Below are 16376 nucleotides of genomic sequence, written 5' to 3'. Positions count from 1 at the left end.
AGAACTGCGGGGTGACAACTCGCGGAATACTAGCCAACCGGCCCGACGAAGAGAAATCGGGGGGTGGTCTCAGACCCCCACGACCCGGTTGTACGCCGTCAGCCGGAGCCGGTCCCCCTCGCGGAGGCCGAGCTCGACCCAGCCGCAGTTGGCCAGGCCGTGCAGCGAGTGCAGGGCGTCGTCGGGCCAGCCGAGGAGCCCGGCGACCGCGACCCGGATCGCGGCACCGTGCGAGACCGCCACGGCGAGCTCGCCCGGGGCGAGGGTGTCGAGCAGGTCGTGGGCCACGGCGACCATCCGCTCGCGGACGGCGGAGGTGCGCTCGCCGCCGAGCACGGCGTCGAAGTCACCGCGGCGGAACAGGGCGAACTCGTCGGGGGCGAGCTCGGCGTACTCCGGGTGCGTGAGGCCCTCCCGCTCCCCCAGCGCGAACTCGCGCAGGCGGGCGTCGTACGTCGGCTCGAGGCCGGTCTCCTTGGCGACGTACGCCGCCGTCTGGCGCGTCCGGGCGAGGTCGGACGACCAGAGCACCGACGGGCGCAGCGCGGCGATCACCGGGGCGGTCGCCGCGGCCTCCGCTTGACCGGTGTCGTCCAGCTCCGCGTCGGCCTGGCCCTGGATGCGCAGGGCGTGGTTCCAGGCGGTGCGGCCGTGGCGGAGCAGGACCAGGCGGCGCTCAGCGCTCATGCGAGACGACGTCGGCGGGCAGCTTGATCGACGGGCAGTCGCGCCAGAGCCGCTCGAGGGCGTAGAACTGGCGCTCCTCCTCGTGCTGGACGTGCACGACGATCTCGCCGTAGTCGATGAGCACCCAGCGTCCGTCGCGCTCGCCCTCGCGCCGGATCGGCTTGGCGCCGATCTCGCGCAGCTTGTCCTCGACCTCGTCGACGATCGACTTCACCTGGCGGTCGTTGGAGGCCGAGGCGAGCACGAAGGCGTCGGTGATCGCGAGCTGCTCGCTCACGTCGAAGGCGATGATGTTGGTGGCGAGCTTGTCGCTGGCCGCACGCGCGGCGGCGACGACGAGCTCGAGGGCATGGTCGGTGGCAGTCACTGCTGGTCCTTGCTGGGGTAGAGGTCGTGCTTGGCGAGGTACTGGACGACACCGTCCGGCACGAGGTACCAGACCGGCTCGCCGCGCTGCTTGCGCGCGCGGCAGTCGGTGGAGGAGATGGCCAGGGCCGGGATCTCGACCATGGTCACGCGGTCGGACGGGATCGAGCCGAGCGTGGCGGCGTCCATCGTGTAGCCCGGGCGCGTGCACCCGACGAAGCGGGCCAGCTCGAAGAGCTCGTCGGCGTCGCGCCAGGTGAAGATCTCGGCCAGCGCGTCCGCACCGGTGATGAAGTAGAGCTCCGCGTCCGGCATCGCCGCGCGGAGGTCGCGCAGCGTGTCGATGGTGTACGTCGGGCCCCGGCGGTCGATGTCGACGCGGGACACGTTGAAGCGGGGGTTGGCGGCGGTCGCGATGACCGTCATGAGGTAGCGGTCCTCGGCCGGCGAGACCGGCCGGTCGGACTTCTGCCACGGGTCGCCGGTCGGGACGAAGACGACCTCGTCGAGGTCGAACCAGGCCTGGACCTCGGACGCCGCCACGAGGTGGCCGTGGTGGATGGGGTCGAACGTGCCGCCCATGACCCCGACGCGTCGGGACCCGGACACGGCCGGCTGGACCTGGTGGTCCGGTGCGGTGCTCAGCTGTGCTCTCGTCCCGCACCGAACATCAGGAGGGCGAAGACCATCGCCAGCAGGATCCCCAGGGCGATGCCCCCGACGAGCCAGTGGTTCGGCACGTTCTCGTTGATCTCCTGGACGTGGAGGGCGAAGGCGCTCAGCATGGGGACAGCCTACCGGGTCTCGATACGCTCGCTGCGCTCGCTACTCGACCAACGACCGATCGGCTCTGCGCTCGCTCCTCGACCAACGACCGATCGGCTCTGCGCTCGCTACTCGACCATCGAGCGATCCGGCCGCCGCTCGCTGCTCGACCAACGAGCGCGTCAGGGGCGGACGTGGCCGTCGCCGGTGACGACGTACTTCGTCGAGGTCATCTCGGGCAGCCCCATCGGGCCGCGCGCGTGCAGCTTCTGGGTGCTGATCCCGATCTCGGCACCGAAGCCGAACTCTCCCCCGTCGGTGAAGCGGGTGGAGGCGTTGACGAGCACGGCGGCCGAGTCGACGGCGGCGGTGAAGTGGCGCGCGGCCGACTGGTCCTCGGTCACGATCGCGTCGCTGTGCTGGCTGGAGTAGCGGCGGATGTGGCGGATCGCGCCGTCGAGGTCGGGGACGACGGCGGCCGAGATGTCGAGGGAGAGGTACTCCGTGGCGTAGTCCTCCTCGCTCGCCGCCTCCACCCCGTCGTACGCCGTGAACGCGGTGTCGCCGTGGATGGTCACGCCCGCGTCCTGGAGCGCCGTCACGACGCGCGGGAGGAAGGCGTCCGCGACGTCGGCGTGCACGAGCAGCGACTCGGCGGCGTTGCAGACCGAGGTGCGGTGGGTCTTGGCGTTCAGCACGATCGCGAGCGCCTTGTCGAGGTCGGCGGCGCGGTCGACGTAGACGTGGCAGTTGCCGACCCCGGTCTCGATCACGGGCACCGTCGACTCCTCGACGACGGAGCGGATCAGCCCCGCTCCCCCGCGCGGGATCAGCACGTCGACGAGCCCGCGGGCCCGCATCAGCGCCTTGACGCTGTCGTGGGAGTCGCCGGGCACCAGCTGGACGACGTCGGCCTCGAGCCCGGCGGACACCGCCGCCTCCCGCAGCACGCCGACGATCGCCGCGTTGCTCGACCGGGCGCTCGAGCTGCCCCGCAGCAGCACCGCGTTGCCGGACTTCAGGCAGATCCCGGCGGCGTCCGCGGTGACGTTCGGCCGGGCCTCGTAGATCATCCCCACGACGCCGAACGGCACCCGGACCTGCCGCAGCTCGAGCCCGTTGGCCAGGGTGCTCCCGCGGACCACCTCGCCCACCGGGTCGGGCAGGGCGGCGACGTCGCGCAGGCCCTGCGCCATCCCGGCCAGCCGCTCGGCGGTCAGCCGCAGGCGGTCGACGATGTTGGGCGGCGTACCGCCCGCCTCGGCGCGCGCCACGTCCTCGGCGTTCGCGGCGAGCAGGTCGTCGTGCGCGGCGACCAGGCCGTCGGCCATCGCCAGCAGCGCCCGGTCCTTCCGGGCGCGGGTCGCCAGGGCCAGGCCGTGGCTCGCCTCGCGGGCGCGGGCGGCGGCGTCCAGGACGTCTCGCTCGGTGCTCATGGGCCGAGCCTAACGAGGCGTCACCGGCGCCGCGGACCGTGACCGATCCGTGTCTTCCCGGGAAGCAACCAAACCCGGGCTCGCCGCGTCCTACGCTCACAGAAGCTCACCCACCACCGCTCGTCACCGAAGGACGTCACGTGCCCCGTCACCCGTTCCGCCGCGCCGGCCGCCTCGCCGGTGTGACCGCAGCGCTCGCGCTCGCGCTGCCCGCCCTGGCTCTCCCGCTGGGCTCCGCCTCCGCCTCCTCCGGCGCGCAGGCCGCCCCCGACCCGGCGTCGCCGCTGGTGCTGTGGGCCCCCCAGAAGGTCGTCACCTACTCCTACGGCGGCGAGGTCTGGTCCGACCTCGGCCTGCGCGTGATCGCGCAGGGCGCGCCCTTCGAGCTGTGGTCCACGCGACCGTCGTACGACCAGCCGATCCAGACCGTCTGGCGCTCGGCCGGGGGCGACGTCGCGCTGCCGGCAGGGGTGATGAAGGACTTCAGCGGGATGGCGAAGTTCCTCAAGGTCGAGATGCGCAAGGTCGGCAGCGACCAGGTCCGCACCTCGAGGCGGACCGCCTGCCTGAACACGTGGTCCGAGCGGGTCCGACCGGACGCGCCGGCGACCTCGGCGTACCCCCGCAGCTGCTACTACAACCCGTACACCCTCGGCTCCGTCCAGGGCGTCGAGGAGGGCTGGGCCGCGCCGCTCGTCTCCGTGGACCGGCCGCTGCACCTCGCGCCGGGGCGGTACGCCGTCACCGCGACGATCACGAAGGCCTACGCCCGGACCTTCGGGCTGGCGCCGTCCGACGCGACCCGGAAGTTCCGCCTGGTCGTCAAGAAGGAGGGCGGCGAGAGTGACTACCGCCCGACCGGCCACGCCTCGTCCGTGGCCCGTCCGGCCGCGCACGAGCCCACGTCGGCCAGCGGCGGGCACCGCGCCCCGGGCAGCCCCGTCCCCGACCTGCGCTCGCTGCCGGCCTGGGGCATCCAGGTCTCGAACAGCGGCCGCTTCCTGCAGTTCTCGGCGACCGTGTGGAACGGCGGCGACAGCCCCCTGGTCGTCGACGGCTTCCGCCGCGAGGACGAGGACGAGATGGACGCCTACCAGTACTTCTTCGACGGCGACGGCAACCAGACCGGCTACCAGCAGGTCGGGCACATGCACTGGGACGCCCGGACCACGCACCAGCACTGGCACTTCGAGGACTTCGCCCGCTACTCGCTGCTGCGCGCCGACAAGACCGAGGCGGTGCGCTCCAAGAAGGAGGCGTTCTGCCTGGCCAACACCGACGCGGTCGACCAGACCGTCCCGAACGCCAACTGGAACCCCGAGAACACCGACCTGTCGACCTCGTGCGGCGACTACGGCTCGCTCTCGATCCGCGAGGTGCTCGCCTCCGGGTGGGGTGACACCTACGGCCAGTTCCGCGCCGGCCAGTCCTTCAACCTCGACGGCCTCCCCAACGGGAAGTACTACATCGCGGTCATCGCCAACCCCGAGAACCGCCTCGTCGAGGGCTCCACGGCCAACAACGTGTCGCTCCGCAAGGTGATCCTCGGCGGCAAGCCCGGCGCCCGGACCGTCCGCGTGCCCCAGGTCGGCGTGATCGAGGAGCCCGTGTACGACGGCAAGTGACGCGACCGGTCACGACCCGCCACGCGACGAAGGAGGATCTCCGGCACCTGGTGCCGGGGATCCTCCTTCGTCCGTCAGCCCGCGCCGCGGTCCGCACGGGACGGGTGCCTCCGGCCAGCCGCGGGCCCGCAGGACCGTCCCCACCGCGGCGGCCAGCCGGCACGGGTCGAGGACCTGGCGCCAGCCGACCCGCAGGGTGAGGTCGCCGGCCGCGGCGGAGGCGATGTCCCGGTCGAGGTCGCGCCAGCGGTCACGGGCCCACTCGTGGCCCAGCCGCCCGTCGAGCTCCACGACGGTGCGCAGGCCGAGGTAGTCCACGTCGCGGTGCGCCACGGTCCGCCCCGGTCGCACCACCCGCTGGCGCTCCGCGGTCGGCAGCCCGTGTGCGCGCTCCACCTCCACGAGGTAGCGCCGCTCGAGTGCCGACCAGGCGCCCGCGGCCGCGTCCTCCAGCACCTCGCCGAGCAGTCGCCGACGCGAGAGCCGGGGTGATCGGGCCAGCTCCAGGCGCAGCCGCTCGGCCGTCGTACGCCGGGTCTGGCACGCGTCCGCCACGACCGCGACCGTCGCGTCCTCGGTGGCGGCCCGCGAGGCGACGGCCAGGACGGCGTGCTCGATCCGCACCCGGGGCGGCGTCAGGTGCAGCTGGGCCACCTCGTCGAAACGACCCACCCGGGTCACCCGCACGCCCGGGGGCGGTGCCAGGTGGCGGGACTGGGCGACCGCCACCTCGACGCGCCCGTCCCCCGCTCCCGGCGTGCGCATCCCGTGCACCGCCAGCGCGGACGGGCCGGCCAGGGCGGCCGGCCAGCAGCGGAGCACCGCGGCCCACGACCGGGCGAAGGCGTCGAGCGGGCCGGTGTGCGCGGCGTACACCCCTGCGTGTACCGGCGCGCACGCGTGCCGGCGCAGGAGCCGCTCGATGTCCACGTCGGTGCCCCCGGCGGCCAGCACCTGCCGCCGCGAGACGATCCGGTGCTGTTGTTGGAGCAGGTCGGCGATCTGCAGGTCGTCCATGACGGGACGGTGCCCCGCCCGGCGCCGGTCCGCACCCGCGGCGACCGGACCTGTGGAGAACGACGAAGGAGGATCTCCGGCACCTGGTGCCGGAGATCCTCCTTCGTTCGTACGTCGTGGGGCGGGTCAGCCCTTGTGCGCGGTGATCTTCTCGGTGGCCGCGGGCAGGACCGTGTGCAGGTCCCCCACGACGCCGAAGTCGACCAGCTCGAAGATCGGGGCCTCGTCGTCCTTGTTGACGGCCACGATGGTCTTCGAGGTCTGCATGCCGGCGCGGTGCTGGATCGCACCGGAGATGCCGTTGGCGACGTAGAGCTGCGGCGAGACCGTCTTGCCGGTCTGGCCGACCTGGAAGCTGTGCGGCATCCAGCCCGAGTCGACGGCGGCGCGCGAGGCACCCACGGCCGCGCCGAGCGCGTCCGCAAGACCCTCGATGGGCTCGAAGTTGCCGCCGGTGCCACGACCACCGGAGACCACGATGGCGGCCTCGGTGAGCTCGGGGCGACCGGTCGCCTTGCGCGGCTGCGAGGCCACGATCTGGGCGGTCTTGGCGGCGTCGGAGATGGTCACCGCGAACTCCTCGACGGCGGCGGCGCCGTCGGCGGCCTCCGGGGTCGCGGCGTTCGGCTTGACCGTGATGATCGGCGTGCCCTTGGTGACCTTCGCGGTGACCGTGTAGTTGCCCGCGAACACGCTCTGCGTGGTCACCGGACCCTCCTGCACGTCGACGGCGTCGGTGATCAGGCCGGAGTCGATCTTGATCGCGAGGCGACCGGCGATCTCCTTGCCCTCGTAGGACGAGGTGATCAGCACGGCGGCCGGCGAGGTCTTCTCCACGAGCTGCTGGAGCGCCTCGGCCTTGGGGGCCACGAGGTAGCCCTTGATCTCCGTATCGTCGACGACGTAGACCTTCTCCGCGCCGTACTTCTTCACGGACTCGGTGGCCTCGGCGGCCTTGTCGGCCGGGCCGATGAAGACCGCGGACGGCTCGCCGAGACGCTTGGCGATGGTGAGGAGCTCGTACGTCGGCTTGCGGACGGCGCCGTCGACGTGGTCGATGAGGACGAGAACTTCGGACATGTCAGCTCTCCTTAGATGAACTTCTTGGACGCGAGGAACTCGGTCAGCGCCGTGGCGCCCGAGCCGTCCTCGTCGGTGACGATCTCGCCGGCGGTGCGCGGCGGGCGGGCCGTGGTGTCCTCGACCTCGGTCCAGGCCACGGAGAGGCCGACCTGGTCCGCCTCGACGCCGAGGTCGCTCAGCGAGAGCGTCTCCATCGGCTTCTTCTTGGCGGCCATGATCCCCTTGAACGACGGGTAGCGCGCCTCGCCGGTCTGGTCGGTGACCGAGAGGACCAGCGGCATGGTGCCGCCGATGACCTCGGTGGCGGTGTCGCCGTCGCGCTTGATGCGGACCTGGTCGCCCTGGGTCTCGATGACCGAGGCGAAGGTGACCTGCGGGAGGCCGAGGCGCTCGGCGAGCATCGCCGGGACGACCGAGCCGGACGCGTCGGTGCTGGCCATGCCGCAGACGACGAGGTCGACCTGCTTCTCGGCACCGAGCTTCTCGATGGCCTTGGCGAGCACGAGCGAGGTCGCGACGTAGTCGGAGCCGGCGATCGCGTCGTCGAGGACGTGGACGCCCTGGTCGGCACCCATCTGCAGCGCCTTGCGGACGGCGTCGACGGCCTTCTCCGGACCCACGCAGAGCGCGGTCACGGTGATGTCGTCGCCGTCGGCCTTCTCCTTGATCTGGAGGGCCTGCTCGACGGCGTACTCGTCGAGCTCCGACAGCAGCCCGTCGACGCCAACGCGGTCGACGGTGTTGTCCGACTCGAACTGCCGGTCGGCAGTGGCGTCGGGCACGTACTTCACACAGACAACAATGTTCATGGTGGTGTGGCCCAGCGAAGGGCCCCTCCTGTGCACTCGGTTGAATCGTGACGTTACTAGCGAGTACCCCCGCGCGGAACCGCTGACGCGGTGGGGTCAGTCACAGCGACGAATGGGTCACACGCCGCCGCGACCTGGTGCTGCCGGAGATGCTGCCGGAGACCGGTCCCCGACCGACGGTCAGGGCCGGATGATCCGCTCGAGGACGCGACCGACGACGAGCCAGACGATCGCCCCGATCCCCCAGTTGAACAGCGCGTTCTTGACGTCGGCGTTGTTCCCCGTGAAGTCCTTGATGCCGTTGTTGCGCGAGAAGATCCCCAGGTCGACGGTGTTCGCGCCGTCGAGGATGAACTTCACGAGCCCGTTGTCGCGGTTGGCGTCCAGCGCGATGAGCAGGGCGCCCACGGCCAGGAACAGCGCCGCCACCACGAACACCAGCCAGACGACCTGCGCCACGCGGGTGCGCAGCGTGCTCACGCCCGCCTTCACGCCGCCTCCGGACCGCTCCTCGGCACGCTTGCCCCTGGCCTCGCGCGCCTCCGCCTTGGCGGCTGCCTTGGCCGCCTTGGCGTCCGCCTTGCTGTCCGACTTCTGATCTGCCACGCGCATTCCTTTGCCGTCGACCGGGCTCCCCTGCGACGAAGGATCGCACACGTCCGTCCGGATCGCCGGGCGCGCTCGGAATGCGGGGCCCGGCCGCAGGCGGCTCTTGCCCACCCGCGACCGCGCCCGCATGCTGCGTCCATGGAGTTGCGACAGCTCGAGTACGTCGTCGTCCTGTCCGAGGAGCTCAACTTCCGTCGCGCCGCGGACCGGCTGTCGGTGGCGCAGTCCGCCCTGAGCCAGCAGGTCCAGCGGCTCGAGCGCGAGCTCGGCGTACGCCTCTTCAGCCGCTCGACGCACCACGTCCGGCTCACCCCCGCCGGGGACGCCTTCCTGCGCGAGGCCCGGCAGGTCCTCGCCGCCGTCGCCCGGGCCAGGACCGCCGCTCGCGTCGGGGCCACCGGCGAGCTCACCCTCTGCATCGGCGACGGGGCGATCGACACCATGCCCGTGATCGCCGAGGAGATCCGGCGCCGCCACCCGTCCGTGGTGGTGCACGAGGTCGACGGCAGCCCCCTCGAGCAGCGTCGGATGTTCGCCGAGGGACGGCTCGACCTCGGTTTCGGCCACCCGCACGACCAGGCACCGCTCGGCCGCGACCTCGAGGCCACCCTGCTGCGTCTCGAGCCGGTCGGGGTCTTCGTGCCGGCCTCGCACCCGTACGCCGACCGGGCCTCGCTCCGCCCGGCGGACCTCGCCGGGCAGCCGCTGCTCTTCCCTCCGCGGGACCGCTTCCCGGAGTACCACGCGTTCCTCGTCCAGATCCTCGGCGCCAACGGGGTGCGGGCGGACCCGTACACCGGCTCGGCCCAGAGCCTGGGCAACGCCATGAACGTCGTGGCCCGGGGTGACGCGGTGCTGTGCGGGCCCGAGCTCACCAACCTGCGCCCGAGCGTCGTGTGGCGACCGCTGCACCCCGTCCCCGCGTGGCGCACCTCGCTGGTGCGGCTGCGCCGGGCGGCCAACCCGATGGCCCTCACCGCCTGGCAGGTGGCGCTGGACGTGGCCCGGGAGCGCGGCTGGCTCGCGGAGCCGGTGATCGCCCCAGGTGATCAGCCGATCGTCGATTGACCAGTACCCATCGGCCTCCCCAGGACCGAGTCTGGGCGCACCGTCGCCACGATCCGGGGAGCCAGCATGCGACCGTTCCACCCGGGTGCCCAGCACCGCACCCTCGCCGCCGTCGTCGTCCTGGCTCTGGCGCCCCTGACGCCCCTGCTCACGGTGCCGGGCAGCCCTCCGGCGCAGGCCGCGGTGTCGACGCTCGGGCTCGAGGTGCCGGCGTCGGCCGTCCTCGGCGACCCGGTCCAGGCGGTCGCCACCGGCGGGCCGGAGGGGGCGAGGTACGCCTGGGACCTCGACGGCAACGGCAGCTTCGAGACCTCGACGGGCACCACGCCCACCACCGTGTTCGGCTTCGCGCAGGGCGGGCGGCGCACGGTCTCGGTGCGCATGACCGCAGGGGGCACCAAGACCGTCGCGCGCCAGAAGGTGACGGTCGCCCGCCCCGACACCATGCGGGTCGTGCTCGACCCGCCGAACCCGGCGCCGGGGCAGAAGGTCGTCGCGCGCGTGGTCACCCGCTCCGACCGCCCCGCAGGGTTCAGCGCCTACGTCTGGGACGTGAAGGGCGTCAAGGCCCAGGACTCGAGCACGCAGGTCCGGGGGAAGACCGCCGGCAGCCCGGCGCAGGTCCTCGACCTGAGCGGGAGCGGGCTCGACGTCACCGCGGACCCGAAGTTCTCGTTCACCATGCCCGGCGGCAAGAAGCGGCTCCACGACGTGATCACCGTGGACGTGACCGCGGTGAACGACTCCGGCCAGCTGAGCAGCGTGGGCCGCTCGGTGAAGCTCGACAGCGTCTACGGGGGCCTGGTCGGCGACCCGTACCAGGGCAAGGCCGCCATCAACTGCGACAAGGTGCCCGCCGGGGTGCCGGCCTGGCCGTGCGCGGCCATGGGAGGCGCCGACCAACCCCTGGCCCACGTGCCCGCGGTCTTCTACGACGCCACCCCCACGATCGAGGTCTGCCACACGGAGGTCTCCCAGCCGAGGGTCAAGGAGGTCCGGATCTCGGAGACGAAGAACCTCGGCTACCCCTCGCCGGTGACGATCGCGATCGGGGGGCTGAACGCGAATCCCGGCAACCGTCCGGCGCAGGCCGAGCAGCGGCGAGGTCCGAAGCAGAAGTGCGTGCAGGAGGGCGCACTGACCCAGTCGTGGGACTGGGGCGACGGCACCGTCACCCAGGGCGGTGTGGGTGAGTCGGGGAAGGGCTTCGTCTACCCCCACACCTACGACGAGCCGGGGACGTACAAGGTCAAGCTCACCACGAAGGTCCCCTACTTCCTGGAGGGCGAGAACCACACGTTCGACAAGCTCAAGCGCTTCACGGCCTTCACGACCCGCACCATCGTCGTCGGCGAGTCGCTGTGCGGGGCCGTGAAGCTGAACGGGATCGCGGCGACGCTCGAGGGGTCCGCCGGCCCGAAGGGGCCGATCGGCTGCTTCGGCGTACGCCGGTCGCTGGACGACACCCACGACGTCTACCTCACGGGCGGCCAGAAGCTGCGCCTCAACGGGGTGCCGGTCACGTCGACCCAGGGCGTCCAGCCGGTGATCGACCCGGCCACCGCGACCGTGACCGTGACCGCGGGACAGCTGACCGCCAAGTACACCGCGCTGGAGGGCACGGGCGTCGGCCGCGACCGCGTCGTCGCGGGACCGACGAGCACGATCGTCGTGCCGGAGCCGACGTACGACGCACAGCTCGGCGGCTCCTTCGCGGCGCTGCCCGCGGTCGCGGCGGACCCGAAGGCCCTCGGCAACCAAGTGTATGGACTCGGGATCACGGCCGCCCAGGTGTATCTCTCCCCGAACGGCGACCCCCGCGAGAAGCTCTTCACCGAGATGCCGGCTCCGCTCACGGGCTCGACGCCACCGCTGGTCGTGACCGACCCCCTCACCCACGCGGTCATCGCCCCGAGCGGAGCGGGTGCCACACCGTCGGCTGCCGAGCGCGGCAGCTTCCCCGGGGTCGACACGGACTTCGAGATCGACCTCTCGGGCATGGACCTCGGTGCGTTCACGGTCACCACCGGCGCGCTGGGGCACCGCAAGACCGGGGGCTGGGTGGGGAGGGTGACCCTCGACGTCGCGAACCTCGGCACGTTCGAGGCACCCTTCGCCCCGCCGGCGGACGACGCCGGCGACTGCCCGTCCACCACCGGCCCGTCGGGGGTCTCGCTCACGTCGGGCGGTGGCTTCGAGTACGGCGGCGTCAAGGCGCTCTTCAACCCACCGCTCGCCATCGGCCCCGTGGGGCTGACGTGCCTGGCGATCAAGGGGTCGTCCGATCCCTTCGTGATGAGCGGGAAGGCCCAGGCCCAGTTCCCCGTGACCGCGCCCCTCCTGACGATCGACGCGTGCCTGGCGTTCGCGGTCCTGCACGCCGGGCAGTCCGGCAGCGGCTGCGAGAAGACCCTGGTCGCGAGCGAGGACACCGTGTGGTTCCGGGCCACCGGTCTGGTGAGGCTCCTCGGCGTCGTCGACCTGGCCAAGGGGTCGATCGACGTCACCATGGGCTCCAGCTACCAGGCGGCCGCGGTGCACGGCGAGGTCGGCGTCGACTTCGACGTCTTCAAGGGCAGCGCGTTCGTCGACGGCACGATGATCTTCGAGCCCGAGTTCGCCTACTCCCTGATCGGTGGGCTGAAGCTCTGCGCCGACTTCGGGATCGAGTTCTGCGCCAACGCGCAGGTGGGCGTGTCGAGCAAGGGCTACGGGGCCTGCGCCAGCCTGGGAGGTGTGGTCTACCTCAAGGACCACGGGTGGAAGGTCTTCTTCGCCTCGTGCGACCTCAAGAAGTACCTCGCGGTGCAGCGCGGCATCCACAGCACGCAGCGCGGCACCTCGGCGACCAGCGAGATGCCGAACGGGCTGGCCAAGGCGGCGTACGTCGTCCACGGTGACGGCGGCGCGCCCCCGGACCTCGTGGTGGGTCGCCCTGACGGCACGCGGCTGACCGACGACGGCAAGGGCTACCAGGAGCTCGAGGGAGCGACGATCACGAAGTTCCCGGCCGACGACGTCACCACGATCACCCTGGACCACCCGCTGGGCGGCACCTGGGACATCACCGCGAAGTCGTCGACCACGTGCGGCGGGGCGGGGTGCACGACCACCACGCCGAACATCACCGTCGAGCTGCAGACGCCGATCCCCGAGCCGGTGGTCACCGGCACGGTCACCGGCAGCGGGAGCCAGCGCACCCTGCAGTACGACGCCCAGCTCGATCCGGGCGACGACCTGGTCCTGCAGGAGCAGGGCCCCTTCGGGACCCGCCTGCTGGGCTCGGCCGCGGCCGCCGGGCACACGTTCGCGATCCCGACCGCCGGCGTCGCCGAGCAGCGCACCGTCACGGCGATCATCGAGCGCAACGGGATCCCCTACCGCACCATCGCGGTCGACTCCTACCAGGCACCGCCCGCGAGCAAGCTGGCCGTCCCGGCCAACCTCCAGGTCGTGGTGCAGGGCGGCTCGTCGAAGGCCTCGTGGGAGCCGGTCCCCGGCGCGAAGACCTACGAGGTCCGTGGGGTCCTGTCCGACGGTCGCACGGTCCGCACCCAGGTGAGCGGAACCCAGGTGACCCTGCCGGGCGTCACGTCCTTCACGGGTGGCAACCTCACGGTTCGGGCGCTCGGCACCGTCGGGCTCGACAGTGCCGTGCGCACCGCCAAGCTCACGCCCGTCCCGCGGGTCAAGGTCTCCTGGTGAGGCCGATGAGGAGGGTGCGGCGGCTCAGCGGCCGGTGAACTGTGCCTTGCCCGGGCCGCTCTCCACGAACGAGCCCATCCCGATCGCCCGGTCCTCGGTGGCGAACAGGGCCGCGAACTGCTGCCGCTCGATCTCGAGGCCGGTGTCGAGGTCGACCTCGAGCCCGCGGTCGATGCTCTCCTTGGCGGCCCGGACGGCGTACGTCGCGGCGCCGGCGAACTGGCGGCACCAGGCGAGCGCCTCCTCGTAGACCGACTCCGCCGGGAAGATCTTGTCGACCAGGCCGATGGCGAGCGCCTCGTCTGCCTGGACGAAGCGGCCGGTGAAGATCAGGTCCTTCGCGGTGCTCGGGCCGACGAGGCGGGTGAGCCGCTGGGTGCCGCCGGCTCCGGGGATGATGCCGAGCAGGATCTCGGGCTGGCCGAGCACCGCATTGTCGGCGGCGAAGCGCAGGTCGGCGCAGAGCGCCAGCTCGCAGCCGCCGCCGAGCGCGTAGCCGGTCACGGCCGCGACCACGGGCTTGGGGATCCGGGCGACCGCGGTGAAGGCCGACTGCAGGCCGCCGGAGCGCTTGACCATGTCGGTGTAGGACATGGCGTTCATCTCCTTGACGTCGGCGCCGGCCGCGAAGACCCGCTCCCCGCCGTACACGACCACGGCCTTGACGTCGTCGCGGTCGGTCGCCTCGGCGGCCGCCGCGCGGATCTCCTCCTGCATCTGCACGTCGAGCGCGTTCATCTTCGGCCGGTCCAGCCGGATCGTGCCCACGCCGTCGGCGACTTCCAGTCTGACGAACTCACCCATGCTGTGTCTCCACCTCTGTGTCGGTCGGGCGCTGCCCCCGAGGGCGGCAGCGACCCACGATCTCGGTTGATCTGGATGCTCCCCGGCATTGTGCCGTCATCGTGAAGAATGGCGCGGGTGACCCCTGGACTCTGGCGCAAGCGCGGCGAGACGGCAGCCGTGTGGCCCGGCCGCAACTACCCCCTCGGCTCGTCCTGGTCGGAGGAGGCGACGAACTTCGCGGTCTGGGCGCCCGAGGCGTACGCCGCGTCGGTCTGCCTCTTCGACGAGGACGGTGTCGAGACCCGGCACCGGCTCACCGAGCGCTCGCTCGGCATCTGGCACGGCGCGCTGCCCGGCGTCGCGGTCGGCACCCGCTACGGCTACCGCGTGGACGGGCCGTGGGACCCGGAGGCCGGCCTGCGGTTCAACTCGCACAAGCTGCTGCTCGACCCCTACGCGCACGCCGTCTCCGGCGAGCTGGTGCCGGACCCGGCGGTCTTCGGGTACGTCGTGGGCGCCCCCGAGGAGCGCAGCACGGTCGACTCCGCGCCGTACGTCCCCCGCAGCGTGGTCGTCCGCGACGACTTCGACTGGGGCGACGACGCGCACCCGCACACCCGCTGGCGCGACACCGTGATCTACGAGGCGCACGTCAAGGGGATGACCGCGCTGCACGACCGGGTCCCCGAGCACCTGCGCGGGACGTACGCCGGGCTCGGCACTCCCGCGGTGGTCGACTACCTGCGCGACCTGGGCATCACGGCCGTCGAGCTGCTGCCGGTGCAGCAGTTCGTGTCCGAGCCGTTCCTCGCGTCCCGTGGCCTGACGAACTACTGGGGCTACAACTCCATCGGGTTCTTCGCGCCGCACCACCAGTACGCCGCCTCCGGCGACCGCGGCCAGCAGGTCACGGAGTTCAAGGAGATGGTCCGGTCCTTCCACGCCGCGGGCATCGAGGTGATCCTCGACGTGGTCTACAACCACACCGCCGAGGCCGGCACCGAGGGACCGACGCTGTCCTTCCGGGGCCTCGACGACAAGGGCTTCTACAAGCGCGTGGCGCCGCGCAAGCCCGGACAGAAGCCCAAGGACACCTACTGGGACGTCACCGGCTGCGGCAACACCGTCGACGCGTCGAACCCCTTCGCGCTGCGGCTGATCCTCGACTCCCTGCGCTACTGGGTCACCGAGATGCACGTCGACGGCTTCCGCTTCGACCTGCTCTCCGCGCTGACCCGGACGGGCTACGACGTCGACATGGGCTGCCACCTGCTCACCGCCATCGGCCAGGACCCGGTGCTGCGCCACGTGAAGCTGATCGCCGAGCCGTGGGACACCTCGATGGACGGCTACCGCGTCGGCGAGTTCCCGCCGCCGTGGATCGAGTGGAACGACCAGTTCCGCGACGAGATCCGCGACTTCTGGCGCAACCACTCCTCGGGCATCCGCACCGTCGCCACCCGGCTCGCCGGCTCGTCGGACCTGTACGCCGACGACGGCCGCTCGCCGTACGCCTCGGTGAACTTCGTGACCGCCCACGACGGCTTCACGGTCCGCGACCTCGTGAGCTACCAGGAGAAGCACAACGAGGCCAACGGCGAGGACAACCGCGACGGCACCGACAACAACCGCGCCTGGAACCACGGCGCCGAGGGCGAGACCGACGACGCCGGGATCGTCGCGCTGCGGCGGCGGCAGGCGGCCAACCTGATGGCCACCCTGTGCCTGTCCAACGGCGTCCCGATGATCACCGCCGGCGACGAGCGTGGCCGCACCCAGCGCGGCAGCAACAACGCCTACTGCCAGGACAACGAGACGTCGTGGATCGACTGGCGTCCGGACGACGCGTGGCTCGACGTGTACGACGTCACGAAGACCGCCCTGCGGCTGCGGCGCGAGCACCCCGCGCTGCGCCAGCGGCACTGGTTCGAGGGCCGGCCCACGATGCGCGGCGGCCCCAAGGACCTCGCCTGGTTGCACCCGTCGGGTCGCGAGATGACCGGCGACGACTGGCACGACGACTCGCTCACCACGGTCGGCATGTTCGTGTCCGGCGACCCGCTGCGCTCCCCCGGCCCGCGCGGCGAGCAGCAGGTCGACCGGTCCTTCATGATCTGGCTGAACTCCAGCGCCAAGCCGCTGCGGCTCGAGCTGCCCGAGAACGACTGGGTGCACTCCGGCGAGGTCGTGCTGAGCACGGACTTCAAGCTGCCGGTCGGCACGCCGATCAAGGCCGGCGACCGGCTGTCGCTCGGGAGCCGGAGCGTCGTCGTGTTCCGCCAGACCTGAGCGGCCGCTGGTCGGCGGCCGCCGGGCGGCTGGCTGACGGGCGCGACCGGCGGCTGATCTGGCCGGTCCCAGCCGTCACTCGGGCACCACTGCCCGGGGAAAGCAGTCACTTTCCGGGTGTTGCAACCCCC

14 protein-coding genes are annotated in these 16376 nt (G+C 71.9%); 4 read left to right on the top strand and 10 right to left on the bottom strand.

The genetic code is table 11. The annotated features are described in order from the left end of the window. Positions 1 to 69 precede the first annotated feature (69 nt). The 5 genes from H5V45_RS18300 to H5V45_RS18280 form a co-directional block, all read right to left on the bottom strand. On the bottom strand, positions 70 to 687 hold the full coding sequence (locus H5V45_RS18300) for a histidine phosphatase family protein (RefSeq protein WP_185254254.1): 618 nt from the start codon (positions 685 to 687) through the stop codon (positions 70 to 72). Next, the gene (gene rsfS / locus H5V45_RS18295; protein WP_185254253.1) at positions 677 to 1054 is read right to left on the bottom strand and encodes a ribosome silencing factor; all 378 of its coding nucleotides are present in this window, start codon (positions 1052 to 1054) and stop codon (positions 677 to 679) included. The genes H5V45_RS18300 and rsfS overlap by 11 nt, the downstream gene beginning before the upstream one ends. Next, complete coding sequence (nadD, locus tag H5V45_RS18290) at positions 1051 to 1662, bottom strand: nicotinate-nucleotide adenylyltransferase (protein ID WP_343061618.1); 612 nt, start codon at positions 1660 to 1662, stop codon at positions 1051 to 1053. Before nadD ends, rsfS begins: the two co-directional genes overlap by 4 nt. Positions 1663 to 1694: 32 nt before the next feature. Next, the gene (locus tag H5V45_RS18285) at positions 1695 to 1838 is read right to left on the bottom strand and encodes a hypothetical protein (protein ID WP_185254251.1); all 144 of its coding nucleotides are present in this window, start codon (positions 1836 to 1838) and stop codon (positions 1695 to 1697) included. A 162-nt stretch (positions 1839 to 2000) separates the two neighbouring features. Next, positions 2001 to 3254, bottom strand: a complete 1254-nt coding sequence (locus tag H5V45_RS18280) for a glutamate-5-semialdehyde dehydrogenase (RefSeq protein WP_185254250.1) — start codon at positions 3252 to 3254, stop codon at positions 2001 to 2003. 140 nt (positions 3255 to 3394) lie between these two features. Between H5V45_RS18280 and H5V45_RS22755 the strand changes: the two genes are divergently transcribed. Beyond that, on the top strand, positions 3395 to 4879 hold the full coding sequence (locus H5V45_RS22755) for a lysyl oxidase family protein (protein ID WP_185254249.1): 1485 nt from the start codon (positions 3395 to 3397) through the stop codon (positions 4877 to 4879). Positions 4880 to 4888: 9 nt separating this feature from the next. Here H5V45_RS22755 and H5V45_RS18270 read toward each other — a convergent pair whose 3' ends face one another. The 4 genes from H5V45_RS18270 to H5V45_RS18255 form a co-directional block, all read right to left on the bottom strand. Further along, a complete protein-coding gene (locus H5V45_RS18270) occupies positions 4889 to 5896 on the bottom strand; it encodes a hypothetical protein (protein ID WP_185254248.1) in 1008 nt (335 codons plus the stop codon). Between the two features lie 126 nt (positions 5897 to 6022). Next, entirely contained in the window at positions 6023 to 6976 is a 954-nt protein-coding gene (locus H5V45_RS18265; protein WP_185254247.1) for an electron transfer flavoprotein subunit alpha/FixB family protein, read from the bottom strand. Positions 6977 to 6987: 11 nt separating this feature from the next. Continuing rightward, positions 6988 to 7770 carry an electron transfer flavoprotein subunit beta/FixA family protein gene (locus H5V45_RS18260; RefSeq protein WP_343061617.1) on the bottom strand — a complete coding sequence of 261 codons (783 nt, stop codon included), beginning with the start codon at positions 7768 to 7770 and terminating at the stop codon, positions 6988 to 6990. Positions 7771 to 7968: 198 nt separating this feature from the next. Next, positions 7969 to 8394, bottom strand: a complete 426-nt coding sequence (locus tag H5V45_RS18255) for a hypothetical protein (RefSeq protein WP_343061616.1) — start codon at positions 8392 to 8394, stop codon at positions 7969 to 7971. A gap of 141 nt (positions 8395 to 8535) precedes the next feature. Here H5V45_RS18255 and H5V45_RS18250 point away from each other — a divergent pair, with 141 nt between their 5' ends. Then, positions 8536 to 9465, top strand: a complete 930-nt coding sequence (locus H5V45_RS18250) for a LysR family transcriptional regulator (RefSeq protein ID WP_185254245.1) — start codon at positions 8536 to 8538, stop codon at positions 9463 to 9465. A gap of 66 nt (positions 9466 to 9531) precedes the next feature. Continuing rightward, positions 9532 to 13170: a PKD domain-containing protein gene (locus H5V45_RS18245; protein WP_185254244.1), complete on the top strand. Its 3639-nt coding sequence runs from the start codon at positions 9532 to 9534 to the stop codon at positions 13168 to 13170. 24 nt (positions 13171 to 13194) lie between these two features. Here the strand turns inward: H5V45_RS18245 and H5V45_RS18240 are convergent, their stop codons facing one another. Next, complete coding sequence (locus H5V45_RS18240) at positions 13195 to 13974, bottom strand: enoyl-CoA hydratase/isomerase family protein (RefSeq protein ID WP_185254243.1); 780 nt, start codon at positions 13972 to 13974, stop codon at positions 13195 to 13197. A 117-nt stretch (positions 13975 to 14091) separates the two neighbouring features. Between H5V45_RS18240 and glgX the strand changes: the two genes are divergently transcribed. After that, a complete protein-coding gene (glgX, locus tag H5V45_RS18235; RefSeq protein ID WP_185254242.1) occupies positions 14092 to 16245 on the top strand; it encodes a glycogen debranching protein GlgX in 2154 nt (717 codons plus the stop codon). The last annotated feature ends 131 nt before the right edge of the window (positions 16246 to 16376 follow it).

The organism is Nocardioides luti (assembly GCF_014212315.1).
GTDB classification, from domain to species: Bacteria; Actinomycetota; Actinomycetes; order Propionibacteriales; family Nocardioidaceae; genus Nocardioides; species Nocardioides luti.
This window is presented reverse-complemented; position numbering and strand designations above follow the sequence as displayed.